The sequence below is a fragment of the Streptococcus pseudopneumoniae genome (genome assembly GCF_001072375.1).
GTDB classification, from domain to species: domain Bacteria; phylum Bacillota; class Bacilli; order Lactobacillales; family Streptococcaceae; genus Streptococcus; species Streptococcus pseudopneumoniae_L.
Genome location: NZ_JVKV01000039.1, coordinates 1 through 26,037 on the forward strand (window position 1 = coordinate 1; position 26,037 = coordinate 26,037).

General features: G+C 36.6%; 34 protein-coding genes and 1 pseudogene. 5 read left to right on the forward strand and 30 right to left on the reverse strand.

Annotated features, from left to right (window positions below; genetic code table 11):
- The 12 genes and pseudogenes from ADH31_RS03315 to ADH31_RS03375 all read right to left on the reverse strand — a co-directional run.
- Nucleotides 1-273 (reverse strand): annotated as a pseudogene (locus ADH31_RS03315) (hypothetical protein); the annotation flags it as partial.
- A gap of 14 nt (nucleotides 274-287) precedes the next feature.
- Nucleotides 288-674, reverse strand: a complete 387-nt coding sequence (locus ADH31_RS03320; protein WP_049508996.1) for a hypothetical protein — start codon at nucleotides 672-674, stop codon at nucleotides 288-290.
- A gap of 526 nt (nucleotides 675-1,200) precedes the next feature.
- On the reverse strand, nucleotides 1,201-1,470 hold the full coding sequence (locus ADH31_RS03330) for a hypothetical protein (protein ID WP_049509025.1): 270 nt from the start codon (nucleotides 1,468-1,470) through the stop codon (nucleotides 1,201-1,203).
- Between the two features lie 291 nt (nucleotides 1,471-1,761).
- Nucleotides 1,762-2,169 carry a hypothetical protein gene (locus ADH31_RS03335; RefSeq protein WP_049508998.1) on the reverse strand — a complete coding sequence of 136 codons (408 nt, stop codon included), beginning with the start codon at nucleotides 2,167-2,169 and terminating at the stop codon, nucleotides 1,762-1,764.
- Nucleotides 2,170-2,231: 62 nt separating this feature from the next.
- Complete coding sequence (locus ADH31_RS03340) at nucleotides 2,232-2,657, reverse strand: hypothetical protein (RefSeq protein WP_080980060.1); 426 nt, start codon at nucleotides 2,655-2,657, stop codon at nucleotides 2,232-2,234.
- 99 nt (nucleotides 2,658-2,756) lie between these two features.
- Complete coding sequence (locus tag ADH31_RS03345) at nucleotides 2,757-2,999, reverse strand: hypothetical protein (protein WP_049508999.1); 243 nt, start codon at nucleotides 2,997-2,999, stop codon at nucleotides 2,757-2,759.
- Between the two features lie 82 nt (nucleotides 3,000-3,081).
- On the reverse strand, nucleotides 3,082-3,540 hold the full coding sequence (locus ADH31_RS03350; RefSeq protein ID WP_049509000.1) for a hypothetical protein: 459 nt from the start codon (nucleotides 3,538-3,540) through the stop codon (nucleotides 3,082-3,084).
- A 236-nt stretch (nucleotides 3,541-3,776) separates the two neighbouring features.
- Nucleotides 3,777-4,655, reverse strand: coding sequence for an aminoglycoside phosphotransferase family protein (locus ADH31_RS03355; RefSeq protein WP_049509001.1), 879 nt, complete (start codon nucleotides 4,653-4,655; stop codon nucleotides 3,777-3,779).
- Nucleotides 4,656-4,761: 106 nt separating this feature from the next.
- Nucleotides 4,762-5,370 carry a Type 1 glutamine amidotransferase-like domain-containing protein gene (locus ADH31_RS03360; RefSeq protein WP_049509002.1) on the reverse strand — a complete coding sequence of 203 codons (609 nt, stop codon included), beginning with the start codon at nucleotides 5,368-5,370 and terminating at the stop codon, nucleotides 4,762-4,764.
- Between the two features lie 147 nt (nucleotides 5,371-5,517).
- Nucleotides 5,518-6,084, reverse strand: a complete 567-nt coding sequence (locus tag ADH31_RS03365; RefSeq protein WP_049509003.1) for a hypothetical protein — start codon at nucleotides 6,082-6,084, stop codon at nucleotides 5,518-5,520.
- A gap of 101 nt (nucleotides 6,085-6,185) precedes the next feature.
- Entirely contained in the window at nucleotides 6,186-6,440 is a 255-nt protein-coding gene (locus ADH31_RS03370) for a hypothetical protein (protein WP_049509004.1), read from the reverse strand.
- A gap of 127 nt (nucleotides 6,441-6,567) precedes the next feature.
- Nucleotides 6,568-7,065: a hypothetical protein gene (locus tag ADH31_RS03375; protein WP_049509005.1), complete on the reverse strand. Its 498-nt coding sequence runs from the start codon at nucleotides 7,063-7,065 to the stop codon at nucleotides 6,568-6,570.
- A gap of 266 nt (nucleotides 7,066-7,331) precedes the next feature.
- On the opposite strand from ADH31_RS03375, the gene ADH31_RS03380 reads away from it, so the two are divergent.
- Genes ADH31_RS03380 through ADH31_RS03390 form a run of 3 tightly spaced genes read left to right on the forward strand, consistent with a single transcriptional unit; the run spans nucleotide 7,332 to nucleotide 9,660 of the window.
- Entirely contained in the window at nucleotides 7,332-8,129 is a 798-nt protein-coding gene (locus ADH31_RS03380) for a MerR family transcriptional regulator (protein WP_049509006.1), read from the forward strand.
- A gap of 2 nt (nucleotides 8,130-8,131) precedes the next feature.
- Nucleotides 8,132-8,938 (forward strand): ABC transporter ATP-binding protein, encoded by an 807-nt coding sequence (locus ADH31_RS03385; protein WP_049509007.1) that lies wholly within the window; start codon nucleotides 8,132-8,134, stop codon nucleotides 8,936-8,938.
- Between the two features lie 5 nt (nucleotides 8,939-8,943).
- A complete protein-coding gene (locus ADH31_RS03390; protein ID WP_049509008.1) occupies nucleotides 8,944-9,660 on the forward strand; it encodes an ABC transporter permease in 717 nt (238 codons plus the stop codon).
- Nucleotides 9,661-9,887: 227 nt separating this feature from the next.
- Here the strand turns inward: ADH31_RS03390 and ADH31_RS03395 are convergent, their stop codons facing one another.
- From ADH31_RS03395 to ADH31_RS03475, 18 genes are all read right to left on the reverse strand, one after another.
- Nucleotides 9,888-10,742: an ADP-ribosylglycohydrolase family protein gene (locus tag ADH31_RS03395; protein WP_049509009.1), complete on the reverse strand. Its 855-nt coding sequence runs from the start codon at nucleotides 10,740-10,742 to the stop codon at nucleotides 9,888-9,890.
- Nucleotides 10,743-10,782: 40 nt separating this feature from the next.
- Nucleotides 10,783-11,400, reverse strand: a complete 618-nt coding sequence (locus ADH31_RS03400) for an SAP domain-containing protein (RefSeq protein ID WP_049509010.1) — start codon at nucleotides 11,398-11,400, stop codon at nucleotides 10,783-10,785.
- A 104-nt stretch (nucleotides 11,401-11,504) separates the two neighbouring features.
- The gene (locus ADH31_RS10195; RefSeq protein WP_080980061.1) at nucleotides 11,505-11,633 is read right to left on the reverse strand and encodes an ADP-ribosylglycohydrolase; all 129 of its coding nucleotides are present in this window, start codon (nucleotides 11,631-11,633) and stop codon (nucleotides 11,505-11,507) included.
- 154 nt (nucleotides 11,634-11,787) lie between these two features.
- A complete protein-coding gene (locus ADH31_RS03405) occupies nucleotides 11,788-12,312 on the reverse strand; it encodes an RDD family protein (RefSeq protein ID WP_193389766.1) in 525 nt (174 codons plus the stop codon).
- Between the two features lie 245 nt (nucleotides 12,313-12,557).
- Complete coding sequence (locus ADH31_RS03410) at nucleotides 12,558-13,049, reverse strand: hypothetical protein (RefSeq protein WP_049509011.1); 492 nt, start codon at nucleotides 13,047-13,049, stop codon at nucleotides 12,558-12,560.
- A 295-nt stretch (nucleotides 13,050-13,344) separates the two neighbouring features.
- Nucleotides 13,345-13,755, reverse strand: a complete 411-nt coding sequence (locus ADH31_RS03415; RefSeq protein WP_049509012.1) for a DUF7668 domain-containing protein — start codon at nucleotides 13,753-13,755, stop codon at nucleotides 13,345-13,347.
- 16 nt (nucleotides 13,756-13,771) lie between these two features.
- Entirely contained in the window at nucleotides 13,772-14,521 is a 750-nt protein-coding gene (locus ADH31_RS03420) for a CPBP family intramembrane glutamic endopeptidase (protein ID WP_049509013.1), read from the reverse strand.
- 147 nt (nucleotides 14,522-14,668) lie between these two features.
- A complete protein-coding gene (rlmD, locus tag ADH31_RS03425) occupies nucleotides 14,669-16,024 on the reverse strand; it encodes a 23S rRNA (uracil(1939)-C(5))-methyltransferase RlmD (protein WP_049509014.1) in 1,356 nt (451 codons plus the stop codon).
- 72 nt (nucleotides 16,025-16,096) lie between these two features.
- On the reverse strand, nucleotides 16,097-17,071 hold the full coding sequence (locus tag ADH31_RS03430; RefSeq protein WP_049509015.1) for a DUF1002 domain-containing protein: 975 nt from the start codon (nucleotides 17,069-17,071) through the stop codon (nucleotides 16,097-16,099).
- Between the two features lie 82 nt (nucleotides 17,072-17,153).
- Nucleotides 17,154-17,756 (reverse strand): lysozyme family protein, encoded by a 603-nt coding sequence (locus tag ADH31_RS03435; protein ID WP_049509016.1) that lies wholly within the window; start codon nucleotides 17,754-17,756, stop codon nucleotides 17,154-17,156.
- Nucleotides 17,756-18,730, reverse strand: coding sequence for a nucleoid-associated protein (locus ADH31_RS03440; protein ID WP_049509017.1), 975 nt, complete (start codon nucleotides 18,728-18,730; stop codon nucleotides 17,756-17,758). Before ADH31_RS03440 ends, ADH31_RS03435 begins: the two co-directional genes overlap by 1 nt.
- 7 nt (nucleotides 18,731-18,737) lie before the next feature.
- Nucleotides 18,738-19,994 (reverse strand): serine hydroxymethyltransferase, encoded by a 1,257-nt coding sequence (glyA, locus tag ADH31_RS03445; protein WP_049509018.1) that lies wholly within the window; start codon nucleotides 19,992-19,994, stop codon nucleotides 18,738-18,740.
- Between the two features lie 57 nt (nucleotides 19,995-20,051).
- Nucleotides 20,052-20,483, reverse strand: coding sequence for a GNAT family N-acetyltransferase (locus tag ADH31_RS03450; protein ID WP_049509019.1), 432 nt, complete (start codon nucleotides 20,481-20,483; stop codon nucleotides 20,052-20,054).
- Between the two features lies 1 nt (nucleotide 20,484).
- On the reverse strand, nucleotides 20,485-21,087 hold the full coding sequence (locus ADH31_RS03455; RefSeq protein WP_049509020.1) for an L-threonylcarbamoyladenylate synthase: 603 nt from the start codon (nucleotides 21,085-21,087) through the stop codon (nucleotides 20,485-20,487).
- Nucleotides 21,080-21,907, reverse strand: coding sequence for a peptide chain release factor N(5)-glutamine methyltransferase (gene prmC, locus ADH31_RS03460; protein ID WP_049509021.1), 828 nt, complete (start codon nucleotides 21,905-21,907; stop codon nucleotides 21,080-21,082). The genes ADH31_RS03455 and prmC overlap by 8 nt, the downstream gene beginning before the upstream one ends.
- Entirely contained in the window at nucleotides 21,907-22,986 is a 1,080-nt protein-coding gene (gene prfA / locus ADH31_RS03465) for a peptide chain release factor 1 (RefSeq protein WP_001028810.1), read from the reverse strand. The genes prmC and prfA overlap by 1 nt, the downstream gene beginning before the upstream one ends.
- Before the next feature lie 9 nt (nucleotides 22,987-22,995).
- Nucleotides 22,996-23,475, reverse strand: a complete 480-nt coding sequence (locus tag ADH31_RS03470; protein ID WP_049509022.1) for a GNAT family N-acetyltransferase — start codon at nucleotides 23,473-23,475, stop codon at nucleotides 22,996-22,998.
- Nucleotides 23,465-24,064: a thymidine kinase gene (locus ADH31_RS03475; RefSeq protein ID WP_049509023.1), complete on the reverse strand. Its 600-nt coding sequence runs from the start codon at nucleotides 24,062-24,064 to the stop codon at nucleotides 23,465-23,467. The genes ADH31_RS03470 and ADH31_RS03475 overlap by 11 nt, the downstream gene beginning before the upstream one ends.
- A gap of 123 nt (nucleotides 24,065-24,187) precedes the next feature.
- Here ADH31_RS03475 and ADH31_RS03480 point away from each other — a divergent pair, with 123 nt between their 5' ends.
- Together ADH31_RS03480 and mnmE are read left to right on the forward strand one after the other, a co-directional pair.
- On the forward strand, nucleotides 24,188-24,370 hold the full coding sequence (locus tag ADH31_RS03480; protein ID WP_001117401.1) for a 4-oxalocrotonate tautomerase: 183 nt from the start codon (nucleotides 24,188-24,190) through the stop codon (nucleotides 24,368-24,370).
- A gap of 122 nt (nucleotides 24,371-24,492) precedes the next feature.
- A complete protein-coding gene (mnmE, locus tag ADH31_RS03485) occupies nucleotides 24,493-25,866 on the forward strand; it encodes a tRNA uridine-5-carboxymethylaminomethyl(34) synthesis GTPase MnmE (RefSeq protein WP_049509024.1) in 1,374 nt (457 codons plus the stop codon).
- Nucleotides 25,867-26,037 lie beyond the last annotated feature (171 nt).

Genomic DNA, 26,037 nt, shown 5'->3' on the forward strand with positions numbered 1-26,037 from the left:
AGAAATCAAATGTTCCTCATCAATGTATGTTTTAGATTTTTTTAAATGATTTTTAATCGAGAAAGAATGTTGAAATACAATACCAATATTGTCATAAATGTATTTAATAAACTTATTATCTCTTTTGACTACCTGGTCAGGCTTCCCCAATACAGTTTCAATATCTTTCAAGGACAAAGGAAAAGCTAAGCTGATTCCGTTAATAATCATTGAATTGTTTTGAAGATTGATTTCAAGTTTTTTGTGTGTTTTTTTCTTAAAAAAATCAAACATATTACTACCTTTTCTTAAGTTTCTTCCAGATAAATTTTGACCGCTTGGTATTCCTGCTCTTTAGCATAGGCAAACACCTCTGAAGCTCTAATGTAATCAAAGATATTTTCCTCTAAATCTTCATCCCAGGTTGATTCACTAAAGATTTGATTGTCTTGACTTGCTTCATAGAAAATATCAAGGTGAACCTGATAAAACTCTTCATCTTCATTTGGAGCTTGCCTTACTAAGGATAGTTGAAACAAGGGCTTATTAGATATAGCTGTAAATGTCCCTGTTTCAAATAAAATCATCTCATCCTCAATAGGCTCACGACACAAGTCTTCAAAGATTGCTACCATATCCTCTAAGGGCATCTTATCGGTGATTCTTTTTCTTAAAAATTCAAGTGATTGCTTCATATTGCTCCTCTTTCTACATGTTTACCATCAGAAACTGACTAAACATTAAAAGTAACCTATAACTCTAATAATCTCTATAAAGTAGTATATACCTATCGCGATAGCTATCATAATTGCTAGAACAACTAAACCAATGATAATCCTTGCCCAGATATGCCTTTGTGCCTGTTCGATGACAAAAGCACTAAGAGACGCGAACGATAATCCGAAAGCAAGAAAGATAGATATGGCCCAAACAAACGGAATAACTGTCATCCATGGATATGGAAATGGTTGGCCGACTGGATGATTCTCTAAAATAAAAAAAGTAATAATCGAAACTAGATACAAAAAAATATTCACGATATATAAATATTTAAAAACCTGACGTCTATGAAAGAATACCATCAATCCTAAGACGAAAATCATGATAAGGGGGATGAAAAGACGCCCCCAAATATAACTGTCATTAAACATAGCTAACTCCTATATCTTATGCAAAATCACTTTCAACTACCAATCCTGCAATTTGCTAATCTGGTCTCCCTTATTCCTGATGATTCCAAATATATTTTTCTGAATGACAGCAGCCAGAAATATAGTCTAGCATTTCTGCAAACCACTCTTTTATCATTCCATCTTGTAAGCTGTCATAGTATGTAAAAAATCTCTCATAAACTTGTGTCTCCTTTATACCTAGATGATGGATTTTCCTTAAAAGATCATACCCTAACTCCTCATATTCTTGATAATTTTCAGCTGTAACCTGATTCGAATATTCGATTATTTGAAGAAATAAGCTCTCAAATTCAGTCAACTTTCTCACCTCTGATCTAGCTTTTGACTCCATAAAATAACTAATCTTAACTTGGAAAAATCCTATTAAAAAATTGAATCCCTACATCTTTTATTATACTACATAAACAGAAAAAAAGACTGAAGCAGATGGGTTTCACCATTGTTTCAGTCTAGATCATTTTGATAATCGGAAATGCCTCTGTAAGGACGTCTATCCCAAAATTAATTCCCTGTAAAAGGGTTAATAAATACATATGCTAGGAAGCTATGGAAATCATAAAATCTCCTAAGAACTAACCTGGCTCATCTTTTAATCTAACTTGATAGTTTCAGATAGGATAATTGCCCCAGTACCACTGACATCAAAAAATCCCACATCATGTTTTAAGGCTAACATGAGCATTGTCTTATAGGCTGTTTCTGCTTGTGACCATGCAAATCCTGCATAGATAAGATTCTTACCAATACTATAGTCAGTAAAACGACTTTCCAGCTCTTGGTCACTCTCTAAAGCATCATCCATATCAAAGTCACCATTCATAGGAGGAAATAGTTTTATCATGTCCAGAAACCAACTTTTTAGTTTGCTTGAACTAACTTCAATTGAATCATAATCGTGGTCTTCCTTCCACTCCACTTGCTCCTCATACCATTCTAAAAATTCAGCTTTACTAGCTGGTGCGATTGATTTCTCAAATACTACTAAATCATAAGACATAGCTATACCTTTCTCTTTTATTATCATTACGCATATTTTCTCAATATCCTATACAGCTTCTCTCAGCTATGCAAACTTTCAATCATGATTAAAACTAGAGATTGGGGATTGGTTTCAAACCCATCAGCAGTAATTTTATCATTAAAATACTTGACCGCTTGATCATGATCAAGAAAGCGATTGCTACTAAGATACTGTTCAATCTCATCCAAGAGAAAAGTACTTTCTTTTAAAGATTTATCTTCAAAACCATTCGCATAATGGATGCCCTTCATCATTCGTTTGAGCTTAGTTTTAGGATAGCAATCTTTAAGTTTATCCCTTAAAGAAAGAACAAGATCCTCAAAGGATTGACTATCTATATCATCCTCTAACAAACCTGATATTATATTCTTTTCGTACATATCTTCGATTAGTTCTTTCAAAGCCTGTTTCAGGACAAGATTGCTTTCTTCAGAATCTGGTGTCATATAAAATTCTTTATCCATTATCCTTCTCACTAAATATATTAAAAATTATGATTTCCCACAAAAATATTTCAGTAAACTTTTTAAAAGCGAGCATTTTCAATTTGCAGCTCACCTTCTTCAGAAATTCACATGAGCGACTTCTTCAAAATAGTCATCCAGATGATGGTAAATTTGTATATCTTCTTCTGAACTATCTTGTAAAACTGCAAATACCTTCACTTTCTCATCATTGACAAATATAAAGTTATGTTCTCCAAAATAAGCCTGAAATCCCTTATCTACTAAGGTCCAGAGTTCATTTTTTCTAAAACTGAAAATATCTTTTTTTACAAGATAGGTTTTCCCGATTTCCATTTTCATGATAGACCTTCTTTAAAATACTATAACTACCTTTTCTCTGACAGCAAGGATACTACTACCACATGATAGTATCAATTATTTATTACTTCCCATCCCAGGAAGGATCATCTGATATTTTAATATCACCTATAAACCATCGCTTCATCTTCTTTTTATCCTTAAAGGGATTGGGGTGGACAACGGTAAATGCATGAATACTTGCATCTGGAAAATACAGTTCGACATTTAAGGACTGCTTGGGATTATCATTGACATAGGCTGAAAAGTAAATATGATAATGACCGCCCATATCACCACTATCATCATAGCCTCCTCGAGCAGTATTCGGCAAAATCGTCACAGACTTTACGTATTTTCCGTCATCTTTCAAATGGGTCATAATTTCACTCTTGATTGAGTCTTCATGATCAAGAATTAACTTAGAATTGTTGCTATATAGAAGATTACCATTACTTAAATTCCCATTGATAAAAAAGGGCAAACTCACAAGCAGAAAGGGGGACAAAATAGCGATGTATAGCCATTTTTTGGATTTTAGCATGGATTTCCCTCTCTAATCATTTAATATTCGTTGAATGAAACTATAATTAATAAATCATATTCATCATACTTTGATTTTATAGATCCCAATTTGCATGATAAAAACTAGTCAATTTTCTCTATGATGTTCCCAGATTTATCCAAGACAAGATAAGTATTTATAGCGATTTAGATTCGAAAAAAATTGTCAAGTAATCGTAATATAATTTTTCCAAAATTGATATTCCAACGTTTATATTATTCAGTCTTCTTCTTGTTCAAGTACCAACTAGGAATGATTTGCTTCATATCATTATACCATTCCAAAATTTCCTTAGCTTGATTTTGCATTACTGATATTTCTTCAGGTCCGTAAGGTACAGCCCAGGGAAGTGATCCAACTAAGTTATTTAGAATATAGATAGCGAGAAGCTTCCAAAATAAATCCGGAACCTTATGATCAAAATATCCATCTATCATACCAGACGCAAAAGAGGGAGAGACTTGAGCAGACCATACAATACGATTGAATTCCTCCCAAGGATCTCCAATATCAAATCGATCAAAGTCAATGATATAAATTTTACAATCTTCACCAATCATGAAATTCCCTATATGATAATCTCCATGTTGGAAAACCTGAGGTCTGTCTTTTAACAATTCTCGATTTTCATTTAAAAAATCAATGAATATCTGACCATTTTCATATTGAACGGGACATTCTTTGTATTTGGAGATTTTGTCATCAATTTTTCGATTAAAAAAGCTTTGCCAATCTTCACGAACTTCTGTTATAGGGAGTGAATGAATTTTTTGAAGGATTCTTCCTGCTTCTAGTCCATAAGTGTATTGTTGTTCTTTCGAATAAGTTAAAATGGTTTCTCTTGCATCTTTCCCATCTATCCATTCGTGTAAAGAATATACTTCGTCATCGCAGAGTTCAATGCTAATTGGTTTACACATTGGAACTCCAAGAGAAGCTACTTTCTCCATCATATCAAATTCAAATTTTTTTGAATCAAACTTCTCCTTATCAGAAACACGCAAGAAATATTTTTGCTGATTTTGATCTGTCACACAATATTTTTTATCATCTGACCAGCCTTTATTTATGGCTATCTTACTACTAAAATCCATTAAACACTCTCCGCTTCATTTCATAACTCTTTTTGCAGTTTTCACTAGTAATCTATCCAGTTCGTCTACACTTTAGTTACCTAGATCAAGATTTAGATAATGGAAACTAGTCAATTTTCTCAATAATGTTTCCAAGTTTATCTAATACAAGACATGAATGATCATTTAGTGGAATTATGGGAGCATTAACGAGTTCTTCAGCTCTATCCTTATTAGCTTTATCATTCCAGGAATCATAATGGACACTAATTAAAAACTGACTAAAGAGTCCTAATCCATTTTTTATCTTTATCTGATGATCGGAATTATCATTAGGTGAGACATATACTTTTTCTCCTAATAAAAGGGCTCCTGCTGAAAATCCTATAACTTTCACCCCTTTATTCAGCATACGATCAATATAATTTTTGAACTGCTGATTGACATAAGTAGCTATATATTTTTCCGTATTTCCACCACCAATGATGATGACATCAGCATCTAGATAACTATCAAAATCAATCTGCTCAGTGTCCAAGAGTAAGTAATCAGTGTTTAGGTTAGGAAAATGGCTTTGGAAAACTTCCGTGTACTTTTTCATATACGGTTCCCAATTTTCTCGATAAACTGTAAAAATGACAATCCTTTCGATATTACTTGATGATACTATTTTATTAACAATCGTATGGTTTTTTATCGGCGGATTTCCACCCATTAAAAAAATTTGTTCGTCCAATCTTTCACACTTTCTAAAGATACATAAAGTTTAAACAAGTTTATTCACGTTTCTAAATTATAATTTTTTCTTAAAACATATTATTTTATTATTGACTGACTAAGATCGCACAAGTAATATTACACACTAACAAGGAACTTTGGTTGACTACTGAATAGCATCCACTGCTTCTTTAACAAACTTTTCGACATCTTCAATCTCTACAAACGAAGGATCAAGGTGACACAAGAAGTGCCAATCTTCAGTATCTTTTTTTCTATAAACAATAGCTTTGCCGTCTTCACTCCCAAAAAAGCTTCTGTCAGCTTCATATCCATTGCCTTCTAAGAAGTCTTTTGCCTTGCGATAGTTCGCTTCTCTTGCTTCGATATAAGCTTTGACTTCATTGTTGTTAATGACATAGGCATCTATTTTTGAATACCCTTCGATTATTTGATCGTTTTTAACGGACAAATTCGAAATCTCTTTCCAAATAATATCCACATTTTCCTCAGAGTTGAACATAAACTTAGAAAAGGGCACAATATTTCCCTTATAGATAATTTCCATATAATCCGGCAAGTGTTTAGGGTTAAAATACTCCACTTCAAACCCATCTTCTGTTTCTAAAGTATAACCAGGAATTTGAGCTACAAAAGCTTTACCCTCCTCTAAAGAATCAAACACGACTAAATCTTTAGAAAAATCATTTTGGTACAATTCCAATATAATCATCTATCATCCTCTAATCTTAACTGTTTCTATTAATTCTGATCATTTTTACGTTATTACTATCTCAGCCTGTGCTACTTCTGTTGAAAATTAAAAGTAAGACATTAAATTTTGTTAATCTCCTGCTTAAACTTTAATTCAAGCATCTTATTATAACCTTCATAAAAACGTTCTCTTGTTACCACTTCACCTGGATATTTCTCTTCTAGAAGTTCATAAATTTCAATTGGTCTAATCCCTTCTTCTGCCATATCTTGAAGGAATGGACTGCATAACCTCATCTCACCTTTACTCGATTGTTTTAATAAAATTCCATATATAGGAATCTTAGTTAATAGATTATGGGTACTCTTTTTCATAACATTTATCTCCCCCACAAATTCGGATTGATTGGCAAGTCTACTTAACAAAATGATGCTGAACATAGCTTGACTTAATTTTATGAAAAGAGGCCAGTAACAAACTTAAACCCAGCCTCTTAGATAATCATTTTTCTTTGTAGCAAATAATGTATGCTTTGATGAAATCACTTCCCACGACAATGGTTAGCGGAACACTCAAAACAACTTCATCAGTTTTACCATTCTCATACTCTTGTCTTTCTTCAGGAGAGTATAGGTACATAGCTATTGAATAGGTGTTTCCAGCCTCCAAGTCAAGATCCATACTGATATTTTCTGATTTGATATTGATTGTTTTGTTCAATCGAGTCTCAGTCGTTTTATAAACGCCCTCGATTGTATATCTCCCAGGAACTAAAGCAACTACTTTTTCTAGGTTTTCTCCAGTTATTGGATTAAAGTCAGCAAGATTCTGTCCATTAATTTTAGTTTTTGAACAGTATAAATGAACAATAGCTTTATCATTATTATCACTAACAAAGCTAACAGCTTTTTTCTTTCTATTGCTATATACAATCATAAATCCAACAAAAAGCAAGAGCCAAAGGACAAGAAAAAATACAATAATATAAGTTGAGTTCATCATATATCTCCTATATTTTCTTTATTTTTTAACTACATTATAGCACCAATCATTGAACAAAGCAAAAAGATATACTAAATGCAAGTAATTGTTTTGGTTCTTCTCTTTCAACTCCTTTTTGTCACCTTTAAATAGCTGTTTTCACAAGCATTTTTATTTATATTAAGTAAACGAGATCACTAGAATAAATCTTTTATCAATAATCTTTATAAAGCGCTTGCTCATGACCTTACGTCATGATGTATAATATATATTAGGAGGTGAGAATGATGGCAAAATTCAGAGCAATCCCTGAAGGTTTTATGACAGTTGGGGAAGTCGCCAAGAAAATGGGAGTTACAGTCCGAACTCTACAATACTACGACAAAGAAGAATTGCTTTCTCCATCTGCAGAAAGTGATGGGGGACGTAGGCTTTATACCGATAAAGATCTAGTCATGCTTCATCAGATTATATCCTTGAAATCACTTGGTTTTTCTCTGAAGGACATAAAGGGGCGTTTGAACTCTTTGAAAACTCCAGCTGAAGTTGCAAATGCTCTTACTGAGCAAGCAGATGATATTCGCCAAAAAATAGAACAGCTTCAGGCATCATTGTCAGAAATAGAGCAGTTAAAAGTTGAAGTTTTACAAATACAGACTGTTGACTTTAAAAAGTATGCAGATATTATTGTCAATCTACAGATGAAGAATGACTCCTACTCTCTCATTAAGCGCTTTGATGATGATACGCTCGACCAGATACGCAGTCGATTTGACAAGAAAAGCGGACAAGATTTTATGGATAGGTTGAACCGCGTAAGTGATCAAATCGTCGAGCTTCAGAAAGAAAATGTGCCAGCTGAAAGCGAACAATGCCAACAGGTTGTACAAGAATACTGGAGCTTGATCACGGAGTTTACAAATGGAGATATGACTATGCTTCCGAAGTTGATGAAAGTCGGTAATATTGATACCGCTACTAACGCTTGGGAGGAAAAGCAAAAAATCGTTAACTCATATTTAGAGCCCGCTTTGCAAGTTTATTTTTCAAGACTTGGAACCAATCCCTTTGAGGAGGTGTAGGCATGAAATACGCAATAGAGGTTCGTGGATTAGAGAAAAAATACGGAAGTAAGATGGTCCTAAAAGGTCTTGATCTTCAAATCGAAAAAGGAGAAATTTTTGCTCTGCTCGGTGTGAACGGAGCTGGTAAAACAACAACGCTTGAATGTATTGAAGGTCTGAGAAAATATGATGGAGGCACTGTTATTGTAAACGGCAAAATGGGAATTCAACTGCAGTCATCTTCTTTGCCAGCTCATATCAAACCTATGGAGGCGATAAAGCTCTTTGCAAAATGGAATCAGACAAGCATTGATAATGCCATGCTGAAGGCTCTTGAAATAAAAGAAATTGAGAAATCACAATATCTGCAATTATCCACAGGACAAAAAAGAAGACTACATCTCGCCCTTGCTCTTATCGGAAATCCCGATATTATTTTTCTCGATGAACCGACAGCGGGACTTGATGTTGAAGCAAGACTAGCCCTCCACGAACAAATACGGAATCTCAAATCACAAGGGAAAACAATCGTTTTGGCAAGTCATGATATGGCTGAAGTTGAGGCCTTATGTGATTGCATTGCTATCTTGAACAGTGGAAAGATTGTCTTTTGTGGCACTCCTTCAGAACTGACAGACAAGGTTGGAAGAAGATATTATATCCATTTGAAGACTCAAGAATCAGAGAAGTATTTTGAAACGACCAATATTGAGGATACCTTAATTTCATTATTGAATGAATGTAAGCAGAAAAAAATTCAGATATTGGATATTAAGGTTGATCGTGGCAGCTTGGAACAGCATTTCATAAAAATGGCAAGGAGGTAATCAGAATGAACTCTTATTTATATAGTCTAGTATTACAGTGGAAATTAGATATACGAAGCAAATCTCTCTTGGTTACTTTCTATATTGTACCGCTTATTTTCTTTCTCATCATGGGTGGTATTTTTACTTCTGTTATGCCTGAAATGGGAAGTACGCTCATACAATCTATGATAGTCATGAGTGTCTCAATGGGAGCCTTTCTTGGCTTGCCACCTTCATTGGTCGAAATTTATGGAAGCGACATTAAAAAGATTTATAATGCTAATGGTGTCCCTATTTATTTAGGATTGGTGAGCATACTTCTCTCTGCCTTTGTTCATCTGATGATGACCTGCATTGTAATCCTGCTACTGGCCCCTATTTTATTTAAAGCAAGTCTACCGACACAACTTCCCTTATTCTTTCTTGCGCTGTCCATCTACATGATTGTGTCATTATGTATTGGTAGTTTACTAGGGCTTACTTTAAAAAACCAAGCAAAGCTGACCATGATAGCGCAACTTGTATTTTTACCTTCAATTATGCTTTCGGGGATTATGTTTCCTATTAGCTTACTACCCGATTTTCTCCAAATATTAGGGCGAGTTTTCCCAGCTTATTGGGGATACAGATTGATGCTAGAGAATGATTTTAGTCTTGAAAACCTGTGGTATCTAATTCTTGTATCTTGTATTGCAGTAATGACTTGTATCCTTCTCTTGAATAAACAAAAATCTGAGTAAATACCTGAATAGATCAACATGAATCCATGGCAACATTAACTTTAAAGAAAAAGCGACGAGATTGTTTCTTATCTCGTCGCTTTGCTATTTTTCAGTGGTCAAGCTCATGTCTTTGTCAAGTTTGTTTCAAACTTTTCTTCTCGTAAGACGATAACTCTTTACCCGAGGATTTGCTCAACTTCCTTAACCTTATCTTTCATAGTTTGATATTGACTGGCTAGTCTCCATTATGATATTGAAACTTCTTTCTCCCACCGTCTAAGCACATCTTTTAAAGGCTCATCTAGATATGTATAGACCTTTTCCTTAATCCAATCAGGAATTCCATAAGCTGCCTCTGCTATACTTCCTGTGATGGCAGCAAGAGTATCACTATCCCCACCAAGGGAAATCGCATTTCGAATCGCATCTTCAAAATCTGTACTTTCTAGAAAGGCAATGATTGCCTGAGGAACTGTATCCTGACACGTTTCATTTAAACGATACGTAGGACGAATTTCATCTAGTGATTGAGAAAGGTTATACCCATACTCTTGCTCTATGTGTTCCTTGATGCGTCTCTTGCACTCTATAGGGTTATCATTGATTGGTTGTTCATAATCCCCACAGTAACCTCCAAAGTAAAAGCGACACATAAAGATAGCATCAGACGTCGCCAAAGCTCCTTTGACCCCCTCTGGATGGTTATGAGTCACCTCTGCAGAAAGTCGTGCAAGAGCTCTCCCGGAAGGCCAGGCTCCTGTTCTGGCGCAGAAGCCACAATCCATGACCCAAGCACAAGGAGAAACACGCATGGCAGAACCATTTCCAAAGCTATTATATGGTTCTCGATCGTTGCCCTCAACCCAATTACTAAATCTTGCACCGTAACCTGCATCAGGATACATCCTACCATATTTCTTCATGGCGTCAATAAAGTTATCCTTCTGGCCACCATTCATGATTGCTTCTGCCACAGCACAGGTCATCACCGTATCATCTGTAAAAAAGCAGTCTTTCCGAAATAAAGGAAAGTCCTTAGTTTTGATATTGTTCCATTCGTAAACTGATCCTACAATGTCTCCAACTATTGCTCCTAGCATGGCATGCCTCCTTACAAACTATCGATTTAGACTGACATTTCTACTTGTCATACTCTTTTATTTTATCTGTATATTTAGTTAAAAGATTCTTTGAATAAATTTTTGCATTACTTGAATTTCTAACTTCTTTCCAAAGAATGGAAGCTACTTTTAGTTTATTCGAGTAGTTGCCACTATTTTCGTCTGCACAGAAATCCTTTAAAAATTGATTCCATTGACAAACCGAATGGTCATACTTGGTATAATCTGAATCTCCATAATAGACTTTTAGCATATCTTGGATTGTGAAATTCAAATCATTTTCTTTTTTCACTTTTCTCCAAGCAGTAGCCATATTAGCAGTAAATTTAAAGGGCGAAACACCTGTTAAAGTTGAGAAATATTCTCTAAAGTTTGCATTAAAGGAGAATCCACATTCAAGTAAGGGCGTATCTAAAGTAACGACTTCTACTCGTTTCTTTTTCCTTTTTACTGATGATTTTTTAATCAAATTCCCCTTGAAGTACTGCTCAATAATATCATTGAGTACCTGTTTTGTACCTCTATATTCAAGTCCTAATGACCTGCATATCTGTGAAAGTTCATCACGATACCAGTAATATTTATTAAATTCATCAAAGGATGAGATTTTTTCAAACATAGGTCTGCTTTCTATCAATATTTCACCTCCTTAAAAACAGTTTAGGTTTTCATCTCAAAATAATGGAGTTTTAGTTTCTTTATTTTGAGGATTAACTACGTTTCACTAACAAACTCACACACTCAGCGGTTCGAACTTACCGTATCATCCGTGAAAAAACAATCCTCACAAAATAAAGGAAAATCCTTCGTTTTGATATTGTTCCATCCGTAAACTGAACCTACAATGTCTCCAACTATTGCTCCTAGCATATATACCTCCTTATAAAATACCCATTATAAATTTACTTATGAATCTGCTCGTACAAGTAATGATACCGCCTCAACATGTGCGGCCATCGGGAACATATCCACGGGTTGTACGTATTGCGCAATGTACCCGCATTTTTTGAACTGCTAAGTTGAATCACTTATTGTCTCCCTCTAGCTGAACCTGTGTATGAGCTAGCAAATCTCCTAGATGCCTTTTATCTTTCCTAAAAATTGCCATTGCCAGTAACAACAGTGCAAGCAGGTTTGCTAAAGACGAGAGGATAATGGATATTAGATCAAAATCACTATAGACTCCATGAATAGTTCCCATATGCCCTAATTGCCAAGGTAAAAATTTGATGAGATTTCTAATAAAGCTGGCCTGAATTGTTTTTTTCTGATAGACCAGACGAAGCCCTGCTTTTGATTTCCCAAAACTTCCATTTTTTGCATAATCTGAAAATGTGAAATAAAGCATAATTGGCAGGACACTGATAAAAAATGTAAGAGTCTGCGCCTGAAATTCTGTTTGCATTGGCACACCATTAAAAACAATGTAGTAATGAGTTATAGCGCAAAGAAACAGAATACCCAAGTAAGTTATGATTAAAAGATAATCAAATAGTAGTTCAGTCATTCTTTTTTTAACCGAAATAGGATTAATTTCCAAAATCTCCATTATTTTATCCTCCTGTCTAATCTCGTACAAGCAGTGATACCTCATCAAATAGAAAACTCTCTATCAAATCCTCTAAATAGCCAATCATTACCTTCAATAATGGATAAGCTGATCTAAAATTTAAAATCTTTTTCTTTACTAATTCTATTACTAGCCAATATAGTATAAATTAAATAACCAATAAAAATGATGATAAAAATAACATAGCAGACAGTCTTACAACTTACTACTTTTCATATGATAATTTACAAATATCTTTCCAGCCACTCGATCTTTTTAAAATCCTTATTGTTATTGTGATCATTTCGATAGGAGTCTTGAGAAGAAGCTTTGTAAATACTTAGATACTGCTCCAGACTTGGAAGACGAAAAGTGATGCCTTCAATGTGAATAAGCTCTATATCCGATTCCGAAACTCCTGCAAAATCAAGTAAGGAATCGATACTTCCAAATTCAACACTCACTCTATCCTTTTGGAATTCATGCTCATGAATATCTATTAAGACGTAGCCTAAGTCTTTCATCACTTTCATTATCTTGTCCCATTCATAAATTCTGAGATGGTCAGGTGCTTCCCAACCTCTAGGGTCGCCAGGCACATGAATGTCAATGTCAGACGGCTCCCAATTTTCTTTCGTTCTAAACTCCAATCCCAAAGACCCCATCAGTGTCGGTGTAATTTCGACTCGATTTAAATGGAAACAAATGGTTTTAAATTCTTCAAATAAGAGACTCATGTTTACTCTATACCTTTCATCTAAATGTTCGTTATTTCTACTTTATTACCTTGAACAAAATCATTTTCATTTTCTAGAGTTTATCCAGTTATTTTAGATACAAATTCTTTTCCTTCTTTTAAGGACCCAAACGCGACTAAATCTTTAGAATAATCATTTTGATACAATTCCAATAGATACATCTTTCATTCTCCCAATATTTGAAAAACTAACCGATATTTTAAAGCAATTTACAATCAAATTATCTATCCTTAATATACACATTTATCATATAACAAAGATAATTAAGTTTGGTTTATCCAGGATCTACATCTATAGAAGTTATTTTGTAACCATCATTATCGTATAAAAATTCTAATTGTAAGGTTAAATCTACTAATTCAGATTCGGAGGTCATCTGATATTCAACAACAAAGCCAGTTTGATCATTAAATTCATAAACTTGTAGTTGGGAGTACTCATAATTCGGATGAAAATTACATTCTACACCATATTCATCAATTTTATCAAAATCATTTAATTGTAATGACTCGTCAATATATTCAAGTAACTCTCTTACATCATCAACTTCTGAACCATCAACACAATCCATAATATCTCTATAATTATTTAGATGAATTGCTCTTAAAATCTTTTTAAGTACCTCAATTACTTTTTCTTCATTTTGGCATTTTTCTTTGTACTTAAAATCATCGAATATTCCCATGATAATACTTCCTTTTCTAAAATTTAAAATCCTTTTCTTTACTAATTCTATTACTTGCCAATATTGTATAAATTAAATAAGCAATAAAAATGATAATAAAAATAAGATTAATCTTCAGCACAAAATAGAGATTTAACAAATTTGCGAACGCATGAAATAATATGCAGTAACCGACAGATTGGGTTTGACGGTAAAGAAGTCCTAAAACAAAACTTAAAAATAACGTATATATAAAAAATAAAATAAAAGGAAATCCTTGATGACTTTCTCCTACTATAAACCATAAAGGCAGATGCCAAATCCCCCAAATTGATCCTACAATCAAATTAGATTTCCGATAAGTATATTTTTTATCAAGTAAGGGTTGTAGTATGCCTCTCCATCCTAATTCTTCGTGACCACCACCAAAAAAGATTAATTGAATAAAGAATAGTGGCATTAGGTAAATTGATACTCCGTTTAATTCTAAGGAAGATACAGAAAATAGTATCAAAATTGCTAACAAATGAATAATGAAATAAATACTACTATTTTCTTTCTTACTAAATACAAAATGTTGAAATTTTATATTATTCCTTTTCAAATAAAAGCCACTTGCAATAGCTGGACCAAGTGCACCTACTATATGTAATATTCTACCTATAATCGTTTCTAATCCCAAAATATGAGATTGCGTAATTATGGCGAGAAGCCCCCATGTTATATAAGTAATTCCAAATGTAATATAAAGATAATTTTTTAAATTCTTTTTGTCAATTTCTGTCATTTTATCTCCATATCTTGATTATTTTAAATGTAATATTTGTTACTGCTTATTAGTTGGTCTTGATTATAACTACCTATATTTTATCACAAAAATACAAAAAAAGCCTTACATTCAAGGCTTTTCAGTACCCCTTTTGTTAGAAGGTTTTTACGCTTTTACAAGCAAAGCTACACACTCAACGTGATGCGTTTGCGGAAAAAGGTCCACTGGCTGGACTTTCTTCAACTCATAGCCCAACTCTTGGTAGAGTTTGATATCACGCGCCATGGTTGCGACATTACAGGAGATATAGGCGATGCGGTCAGCTCCGGTTTGGGCGCTTGCTTTGATAAAGCTTTCCGTCAAGCCCTTGCGTGGTGGGTCGACAAGGATGGCAGTTGGTTGGATACCCTCCTTGAGCCAATTTTTCATAGCATTTTCAGCTGTGTCACAGACATAGTGGGCATTGGTGATATTGTTTAATGTAGCATTCTTCTGGCTATTCTCCACGGCTTCTGGGATGACCTCTACGCCATAAACTTCCTTGACATGCTTAGCGACAGATAATCCAATAGTTCCGATTCCTGAATAAGCATCGATCACCACATCGTCTTCTTTTAACTCCGCAAAGTAGATAGCTGTTTGATAAAGCTTCTCTGCCATTTCAGTATTGACCTGGTAAAATGCTGGTCCAGAGATTTGGAAATCATTGCCTAACATTTGATCTGTAATGTAATCTTGACCATAGAGAACCCGCCATTCTTTTCCAAAAATGGCATTGGTATTCTGGTCATTGATATTTTGCATGACAGACACAATCTCTGGGAACTGCTTAATCAATTGTTCGATCAATTGTTCTACTCGGAAAATTTTAGGACGAGTTGTCACCAAGATAACCATGATTTGACCTGAATGATGTCCACGACGAACGACAAGGTTACGAATCAATCCTGACTGTTCCTTCTCATCATAGGGTTTTAAGTCATAGCGGCGAAGCAAATCACGTAAGGCTACAATAACTTGGTCAATGACTGAATCCTGAATATAAAAATCTTCTAGAGGCATAAGGTCATGAGAATTCTTACGGAAAAAACCAGTCTCTAGAACACCATTGACACGACGAACAGGAACCTGAGCCTTGTTACGATACTTGATAGGATCTTCCATACCAAGAGTATCTGCGACCTCTATATCCGTGATTCCAGCAATCTTATAAAGGCTGTCTTTTACTTGTTTGGTTTTAAACTTGAGTTGCTCTGGATAAGCTAGATGTCCCAAGTCAGCAATGCCTGAACGCAGATAAGCCAAATCTAAGTCTTGATTACGATGTGGAGATTGCATCAGGTATTCCTCGACTTTACCAAAGCCAATCTTCTTGTTGACTTTAAGGACTCGCATAAGGATTCTTTCAGTCGGAAGAGCATTCTCTACAAAAAAGACCAAGCCATCGACCTTAGCAACACCTGCTCCTTCATGAGTCAAATCGACAATCTCAACTTCTACAATATCATTTTTCTTTAACATATTTTTCACTTTCTATGTGCCGAAAAAAAGACGGCAACTGTTCTGTTACCATCTATTATACCATGAATTAACCTAAGCACCAAAACTCTTGAAAAAGTTTACAATTGCTTGCCAAATAGCACTGAGGATATTTCCACCGTCTTGAATAGCTTTATTAGCATCAAAGTTAAGGTCAATATTGCTGAAACTATCACCTGCTTGAGCAACAATGCTTTGTTTCAAATCTTTTAGGGTCTTTGTGAAGTCTTCGTTATTCAGAATATCACTCTTTGAAAGATTAAAGGCAAAGTTGATGATGATATTGATCTGATTTCCTGTTATAACCTGATCTAGCTTATAATTTTTCAATGTATCTTCTACAATCTTACGAACATCATCTTCAGTAAGCTCACCCTTGGACTCTTTAGCCTTAGCGATAGCAGACTTGATATCGGCAAGGGCTACATTGAGTTTATTGGCATCATAGCCTGATTTGTCCTTGTTTTCATCGTTGATGTCTGACAAGGCTTTTAGCTCTTCCTGAGCTAGGTCTTTATTTTCTTGAGGAAGTTGAACACCATTAGCTTCTAATGAATAGTAAATACCTGCTAGGGCACTTTCACCTGTTACAGGAATTGGGGCCGCAACGGTGATACGCGCGTGCTCCACACCCAAGGTAACAGCCGCATTACGGTACATGTCTTGGGTCACTTTAGTGATATTTTCAGGGGTTTCAATCTTCACTTCAAGTGGAGATTTTTCACCCAATTTTTGAATTTTTGCAGATGAATAGAGCTGGAGACTAGAGTCATTGGCGACGTTCATAATCTTTGAGTAGACATCTGGCGTCATAGTCTTCAGTTCTTTGGTATCTGTAGAGGCATTATAGCCGAGTTTTTTTAAGGTTTGATTTTTTTGATCCTCTGTTAATGATGAACCCAAGACGTACTCAGGTTGAACATAAGTTTCATCAATTACTTTTTGAACATCAGTGGCTGCTTGAGCGCTTTGCAAAGTTGCAACTGCTAAAAGAACTGCAGCACTAGTCAGAAAGAATTTCTTTCGCATGAGACGTTCCTCCTTTTCCTATCTAGGATAGTCGATTAGCCTTAAAGAAAGCTTATAAAAGCACCTAGAATTTTCTAAGTGCTTAAAATAGATTAAAAAATTTAATAATGTAGAGATTTAGTTGAACCTGTCTAGAGTAATAATAGTTCCCTCCATCCACATAGAGTTCTCCACCTTGAAAGATGGAAATTGGATTGACGTAGCGATAGGTTTTTCCAGTTGTATTTCCTAAAGTTGGCGCAACGGTATCTCTTGAGTATTTCTTGGCTAGTGCAAGGGTATTTTCTTTCCCGTTTTGGGCGATAAAATCAATATAAGCAGGCCCAAAGTTATAGGCCTGTACAGCAGTCCAAACATCTACACCCTTTTCTTGAGCTAAATAAAGATTCTCTGTCAAGGTTTGAATTCCCTGACGAATACTACTCCTATTGTCAGAAATCGTATTTGTAGTTCCGCTAGCAGACTCACTAGACTGCATCACGTCGCTTTCTTTACCTTTGGTTTCGGTATAAATCATGGCCAGGACTAGTTCTTCATTTGCTGGCGTATCTTGCTCACTTAAAACCTCTCGTACCAAGGATTGATAGGTCATGACCTGCTTCACATCCCGATACATATGAAAAAGTTTATAACCAGTAAATAATACAAGAACAAGTAGCAAGACCCTTCTTATAAATTTAAACATTATTTGCTTTGTATATCCTCGATGTTTTTGATTAAGATAGAGTAGGTTCCATTTTCATTTTGGATAAATTCGACCGACTCAGCATCTTGGTAAATATTATTGGGTACGATTAACTCAATCCCATTTGACAGAGAAAGCTTTTGGTTTTCAAATTTCTTTAATTGACGACTGGCATCGATTTCATCAAATTGAACTGGCTCTGGCACTGCTTCCTTGACTTGGTCAATAAAGCTAAGACGTGCAGTGAGATTGTTGTCAAAAAGGTCATTTGCCAATTTTTCTGGAGACAATTCATTGCTTTCTTCAAGGTTATTAAAAATAGCTGATTTGACCTTGGATTGAAATTGAAAATCATCTGTATTAAATGTTTCAGCAATTCTCTGAGCTGTTTTTTCCAGTTCCTTGATTGACTTTTTAGGTGAAATCTTTGGCTGAGCCTGTATCAGATTCTCAGAAAAATAGTTCAAAAAAGTCCCGTTATACTTGATTCGTTTCTCAATCAGGTGATATTTTCGGCTTTGAAGATTGACCACCAAGGCCTCATCTGCGCCTGTACCAAATCCAGGAAGATTGTTTTGAGTCAGCTTGATTGGATTATCAACCTCTCCACCGAGGTGGGTCAAGGTCTCACGCAAGGCAATACGTAGAAAAGCAAAATGCTCTACTCCTTCTTTAGAAAACTGCACAAAAATCAAGTCATTGGTCTTGAGATTTTCAGAAATGCTGAATTCCTCTTTCCATAGGTTTGCTAGCGTCACCGATGTCTCCAACAAATCATCTGTAATATGATTGAAGAAGGGATTTTCTTCTTCGAAAATCCCAGTCTTGGCTTCATCTGAATACACACGTTCAATTTTCTTACGTAGGTATTCTTCGATTTTTGGAGTGATATTGAGAAATTTATCCGCTAGAAACAACTCTGTGTCATTAGGGCTGAACTGATGGATAATGGCTTTCTTAATATAAATGTCCATAAAAATTTTAGTCCTCGTATAATGGGAAGGCATCTGTCAAGACTTTGACTTCGCTTCTTACTTCTTCTAAGACAGCTTCATTTTCTGCATTTTTAAGGGCTTTAATGATAAGCTCAGCCACTTTACGACTTTCTTCTTCACCAAAACCACGTGCAGTTGTTGCTGCTGCTCCGATACGAATACCACTTGTCTTAAATGGTGACAAAGTTTCGTAAGGGATTGAGTTTTTATTTAGGGTAATATTGACCTCATCTAGCAAGTTTTGAGCAACTTTTCCGTTTTCTACAACCTTAGTTACATCAACTAGGAAAAGATGGTTTTCAGTACCACCAGAGATAATACGGAAATCAGGGTCTTGCAAGAAGACTTCTGCCATAGCCTTGCTGTTCTTAATAACATTTGCTGCATATTCCTTGAAGGCTGGGTCCAATACCTCTTTAAATGCAACAGCCTTAGCAGCAACAACGTGCTCTAATGGTCCACCTTGGATACCTGGGAAGATAGCTGAGTTAATTTTCTTAGCAAGATCTTCGTCGTTGGTCAAAATCAAACCACCACGTGGTCCACGAAGGGTTTTGTGGGTCGTTGTTGTTGTAATATGTGCATAAGGGACTGGACTTGGATGAAGACCTGCAGCAACCAAGCCAGCAATGTGCGCCATATCGACCATAAGTTTAGCACCAACAGCATCTGCAATTTCACGGAATTTTGAAAAATCAAGAATTTGAGAATAAGCTGAAGCTCCTGCTACGATTAATTTGGGTTTCACTTCTTGAGCTTGTTTCAAAATGGCGTCAAAGTCCAAGAGTTCAGTCTCAGGATCAACACTATAAGAAACAAAGTTGTAGGTTTGACCAGAGAAGCTTACAGGAGCTCCGTGGGTCAAGTGCCCACCTGCTGCCAAATCCATTCCCATTACCGTATCACCTGGCTCAATCAAAGCCATGTAGGCTGCACAGTTGGCTTGACTTCCTGAGTGAGGTTGGACATTGGCAAACTTTGCCCCGAAGATTTCTTTTGCACGTTCAATGGCTAGAGTTTCGACGACATCTACCACATCAGTACCACCATAATAGCGGCGTCCAGGGTAACCTTCGGCGTATTTATTGGTCAAGATAGACCCTTGAGCAGCCATAACAGCCTTAGAAACGACGTTCTCAGAGGCAATTAACTCGATGTTGTTTTGTTGCCGTTCTACTTCTTTAGCAATAGCATTCCAGAGATCTGCATCATATGCTTTAAAATCATCTTTGTCAAAAATCATAGGTCTTCTCCTTTATAGTGTGACAGGTCTTTAATTTGTTTTTATATAAAATCCAAACTAAAAAATGCTAATAAACCGTTTCTGCGTCTTATCGCAGGTATAACCAACTTTTTCATAGAAAGCATGCGCACCTAAACGATGGTCTGCAGAATTTAAGCGAATAAAGTTATAGCCTCGTTTTTTTGCTTCAAGTTCCAAGCCTTGGAGTAAAGTTTTTCCGATACCCTGACCCTGTATTTGAGGCAAAACAGCTAAAGCTAGGATATTAAAACCTGGTTTTGAATAAAGGGATTCATAAACCTCGGCATGAACATAACCAAGTAGTTGATGACTAGCCTCGTCCTCAAAACCAAGTAGGTAATGATGTGAGTCTTGAGATAACTTAGCTAGTTGACTAGCCGTTTCCTCTAAACTAAACGAATAGCCTAAAGTTTCTTTGTTAATGACCCAAATCGCTTCAACATCTGTTGTTTTCAAATCACGTAGCATTTCATACCTCCTCAAAAGGAATTGTTGGTATCTTGACAAGGATATCTTCTCGAGTAATCGCTCCTTGGCGTAGAATCTTCACCTTGTCACCAGATAGGTCTAAAATAGTCGAATCCTGACCTGTTAAAAAAGCATCGTCTTCTAGTCCCAAGACCTCTTGGTCAAAGTCTTGAAGAATCTTGTGAAAATTTACTCCACTTGATTGACCTGAGATATTGGCAGAAGGTCCGATTAAGGGGCCAAATTCACGAATCAACTCCAGAGTTACTGGATGACTCGGCATGCGAAATCCAACAGTCATCAAATCTGAATTGACCCAGTAAGGAACCTTGTTATTAGCTTCTAAAATAATGGTCAAAGGGCCTGGCAAAAAACTTTCAACCAGTTTATTGAGATAAGGTGGCTGGTTCTTAGAAAAGTTCAAGATATCGTCTAAACTTGCGACATTGAGATTAAGTGCCTTGTCTCTTGGGCGACGTTTAAGCTGATAAACATGGTCAACTGCCTTTTTATCCAAAGCTTTTGCAAAGAGACCATAAACTGTTTCTGTCGGCAGAACAACAGCTCCACCTTTTTCCAATTCTTGCTTAATCTTCTCAATCATCAATGACAACCATCCTATCTTGACCAAATTGGTCTTTCAGAGTTCGAACTCGCTTCTCGGGAAAATTTTCCTTGAAAAGAGCTGGAACACTTTGTCCTTGTTTGTAGCCAATTTCAAGATAAATCTTACCACCATCATTTAGAAAGTCCTTTGATTCTTCCGCAATTCTGCGATAGATCGCTAGACCATCCTCATCTGCAAACAGGGCTAAATGTGGCTCTGAATGGAGAACATTCAAACCTACTTCTGCCTTATCTACTCGAGATATGTAAGGTGGATTGGATACAATTATATCATATTTTGAAGAAATTTCGGAGAAACAGTCAGATTTAATAAAGGATAATGTTAGACCTTGATTATTAGCGTTTTCCATCGCCAAATCCAAAGCATCCTGAGAAATATCGGCAGCTGTGATTGTCCAATCTGGTCTATTTTTAGCTAAGGCAAGAGCAATAGCACCACTTCCTGTTCCAATATCCAGAACTTTGAGATTTTCCTTTGGATTTTCAGCTAGGATGAACTCCACTAGTTCTTCTGTCTCTGATCGAGGAATCAAGACCCTCTCATCAACCTTTAACTGCATCCCAAAGAATTCAGCATGACCGATAATATACTGGGCGGGTATATGAGCTGCCAGTTTCGTGTAAATATCCTCTACAAATCGTCTTTCTTCCTCTGTTATCTCTTGCTGGAGAGCAAAGACGAAGTCTGTAAAAGATAGATTTTTCAGGCTACGATAGACAAAGGAGAGGCTTTCTGCTTCCTCTCCCTGTGCTATCAACTTTTCCTCAAAATCCTTAAAAATTTGAGCTAATTTCATTATTTGTTTAATTCTTCCAATTTTTGCGTTTGATCATAAAGAACCAAGGCATCCACAACTTCATCGAGTTTACCAGACAAAATAGTATCGAGTTTTTGAAGGGTTAAGCCGATACGGTGGTCGGTAACACGGTTTTGTGGGAAGTTATAAGTACGGATACGTTCTGAACGGTCACCAGTACCGATAGTAGACTTACGCTCTGCGTCCTGCTCGTCTTGGGCAATCTGTGCAAAGTGGTCAGCAACACGCGCACGGATAATCTTCATAGCCTTCTCACGGTTCTTTTGCTGGGTACGTTCTTCCTGCATTTCAACCTTAATATTGGTTGGCAAGTGAACAATACGAACAGCAGTCGCAACCTTGTTGACGTTCTGTCCACCAGCACCAGAAGCGTGGTAGATATCGACACGAAGGTCTTTTGGATCAATATCGTATTCTACTTCTTCCACTTCAGGCATGACAAGGACAGTTGCTGTTGAGGTATGGACACGCCCTTGGCTTTCTGTCACAGGGACACGCTGTACACGGTGAGCACCTGATTCATACTTAAGTTTAGAGTAGACAGACTGACCAGAAACCATGGCAACCACTTCTTTGAAACCACCAACGCCGTTCATAGAGGCTTCCATAACTTCAAAGCGCCAGCCTTGAGCTTCAGCATATTTTTGGTACATGGTTAGCAAATCGCCAGCAAATAGGGCTGCTTCATCACCACCTGCAGCTCCACGTATTTCAAGGATGATATTCTTGTCATCGTTTGGATCTTTAGGAAGGAGCAAGATTTTCAGTTTTTCCTCGTACTCTTCTTTTTCAGCCTTAGCATCTTTCAATTCTTGTTTGGCCATTTCTTCCAAGTCCGCATCTCCGCCTGATTCTTTAATCATCTCTTCGGCATCAATAATGTTTTGAAGGACTTGTTTGTATTCGCGGTAGGCAGTTACAGTATCGCGAGTAGAAGCTTCCTCTTTTGAAAGCTCCATGAAACGCTTGGTATCAGAGACCACATCTGGGTCACTGAGCAATTCTCCCAGCTCTTCATAACGGTCTTCTACAGCTTGTAGTTGATCATAGATGTTCATTTTTTCTCCTTATTTCTCAATTGTTAAATCGTATATGGCTACTACTTCGTTCTCAAATATTTCCCCAGTTTCTTTAAATCCATAACTGAGGTAACAAGATCTTGCATGTTCATTTTCTGATTCATAAGACAACCAAAGTTTATTGGATAAACCTGCTGGCGCTGTCCGAACATAGTCTAGCACCTTATCCATAATTGGTTTAAAATAACTTTGATCTTGAAAATGCTTATCAATCATGAAACGAAATAGTAAATAATTTCCATTACTAATTCCGATTTTTTTATCATAAGCTAACATCACAAAACCTATGATTGCATCATTATCGTAAACTGCCAATGGAGCTACAAAATCTCCATTTTTTGTGTAGACATATGCTTCAGCTAAACTAATTGCGTTAGTAGCAATAAATTGTTTTTGATATTCCTTAACATTCAAATTTAGAATATCAAAATAATTTTCCATTGTAACATCTCTTAGTTCAATTGTCATTGTCTTGTTCCTTTTTAGATGTTATCAGTGGTGCAAAATAATGTTTACGGCAAACCGAGATATAGGTTTCATTGCCACCTATCTGGATTTGCTCTCCATCATAGACTGGCAATCCGTCCTGCGTGCGCAAGACCATGGTCGCTTTTTTCTTGCAATACTGGCAAATGGTCTTGATTTCGTCAATCTTATCTGCTAAGAGCAAAAGATATTTTGAACCTTCGAATAGTTCATTACGAAAGTCATTTTTTAAACCAAATGCCATGACAGGTATATCTAACTCATCGACAACACGAGCTAGGTCGTAAACATGGTGACGCTTTAAAAACTGGGCTTCATCGACAAGTACACAGTAAGGTGTTTCTGGTAAATCTCGGATAAATCCAAAGATATCCGTTGTTTCCTCAATAGCAACTGCTGGTCTCTTCATCCCAATCCGACTTGAAACATAGCCAACACCGTCACGCGTATCCAGAGCCGAAGTCATAATCACAACTCCCTTTCCTTGCTCTTCATAGTTATAGGCTACCTTGAGAATCTCGATCGTCTTGCCTGAGTTCATGGTCCCATAACGATAATACAACTGTGCCATGCTTCTATTTCACGTCCATTTCTAAATTTTTGCTACATTCTAGTATACCATATTTTCTCAAAGCTTTAAATGGTAAAATGTGGTAAAATAGAAGAAATCAAATAACTAGTGGAGGACGCAATTATGCCATTTGTACGCATCGATTTATTTGAAGGACGCACGTTAGAGCAAAAGAAAGCCCTAGCCAAGGAAGTTACGGAAGCTGTGGTTCGCAACACTGGTGCACCTCAATCTGCTGTTCATGTCATTATCAACGATATGCCTGAAGGAACCTATTTCCCACAAGGTGAAATGCGCACTAAGTAAAGCTTAAGCAATCTGCTTAGGCTTTTCTTTATAAGTGCCATTCGTTGAATAAAACACTATATTTTGTTACAATTTTAAGAGATATTAGTCTATACAAACAAATAAACTATAAAGGAATTGAAATGATTACACGGGAATTTGATACCATTGCAGCAATCTCGACTCCGCTTGGTGAAGGGGCTATTGGGATTGTTCGTTTAAGCGGAACAGATAGTTTTTCCATTGCGCAGAAAATCTTTAAAGGCAAGGACTTGAGTAAGGTTGACAGCCACACTCTTAACTACGGTCACATTGTTGATCCTCAGACAGGTAAGGTTATGGACGAGGTCATGGTTGGTGCTATGAAGTCTCCAAAGACCTTCACTCGTGAGGATATCATCGAGATCAATACCCACGGTGGAATCGCCGTAACCAATGAAATTCTCCAACTGGCTATCCGTGAAGGGGCTCGTATGGCAGAGCCTGGTGAATTTACTAAGCGTGCCTTCCTTAACGGTCGTGTAGACTTGACTCAGGCCGAGGCTGTTATGGATATCATCCGTGCCAAGACAGACAAGGCCATGAATATTGCAGTCAAACAACTAGACGGTTCTTTATCTGACCTCATTAACAATACTCGTCAGGAAATTCTCAATACACTGGCACAAGTAGAGGTTAATATCGACTATCCTGAATACGACGATGTTGAAGAAGCCACTACTGCTGTTGTCCGTGAAAAGACCTTGGAGTTTGAGCAATTACTTACCAATCTCCTTAGAACAGCTCGTCGCGGTAAAATCCTACGTGAAGGGATTTCAACAGCTATCATTGGTCGTCCCAACGTTGGAAAATCTAGCCTACTCAACAACCTACTACGTGAAGACAAGGCTATTGTAACGGATATTGCAGGTACTACCCGAGATGTCATCGAAGAATACGTCAACATCAACGGTGTTCCACTGAAGTTGATTGATACAGCTGGTATTCGTGAAACAGATGATATCGTGGAACAAATTGGTGTTGAGCGTTCCAAAAAAGCCCTCAAGGAAGCTGACTTGGTACTACTTGTCTTAAACGCCAGCGAACCTCTAACTGCCCAGGACCGACAACTTCTTGAAATTAGTCAAGATACTAATCAAATCATTCTTCTCAACAAAACTGACCTGCCAGAAGCGATTGAAACTGCTGAGCTTCCAGATGATGTCATCCGTATTTCAGTCCTCAAAAATCAAAACATTGATAAGATTGAAGAACGGATTAACAACCTCTTCTTTGAAAATGCTGGCTTGGTCGAACAAGATGCTACTTACTTGTCAAACGCCCGTCACATTTCCTTGATTGAAAAGGCTGTTGAAAGCCTACAAGCTGTTAATGAAGGGCTGGAACTAGGTATGCCAGTTGACTTGCTTCAAGTTGACTTGACCCGTACTTGGGAAATCCTCGGAGAAATCACAGGGGATGCTGCTCCAGATGAACTTATTACACAGTTGTTCAGCCAATTTTGTCTGGGGAAATAAGAAAAAACTAGGCCAAAAAAATGCTAGTCACCTAAAAAGAGGTTGGGACAAAACGATCCCGACCTCACTTTTTATTATCAATCATAATTTGACGCGGTAGCTGATTGAACTTTTTGTTCGTCTTTTTGACTCCAAAAAGCTCCTAATCATCCTCGCGGGGCTGGGACTACG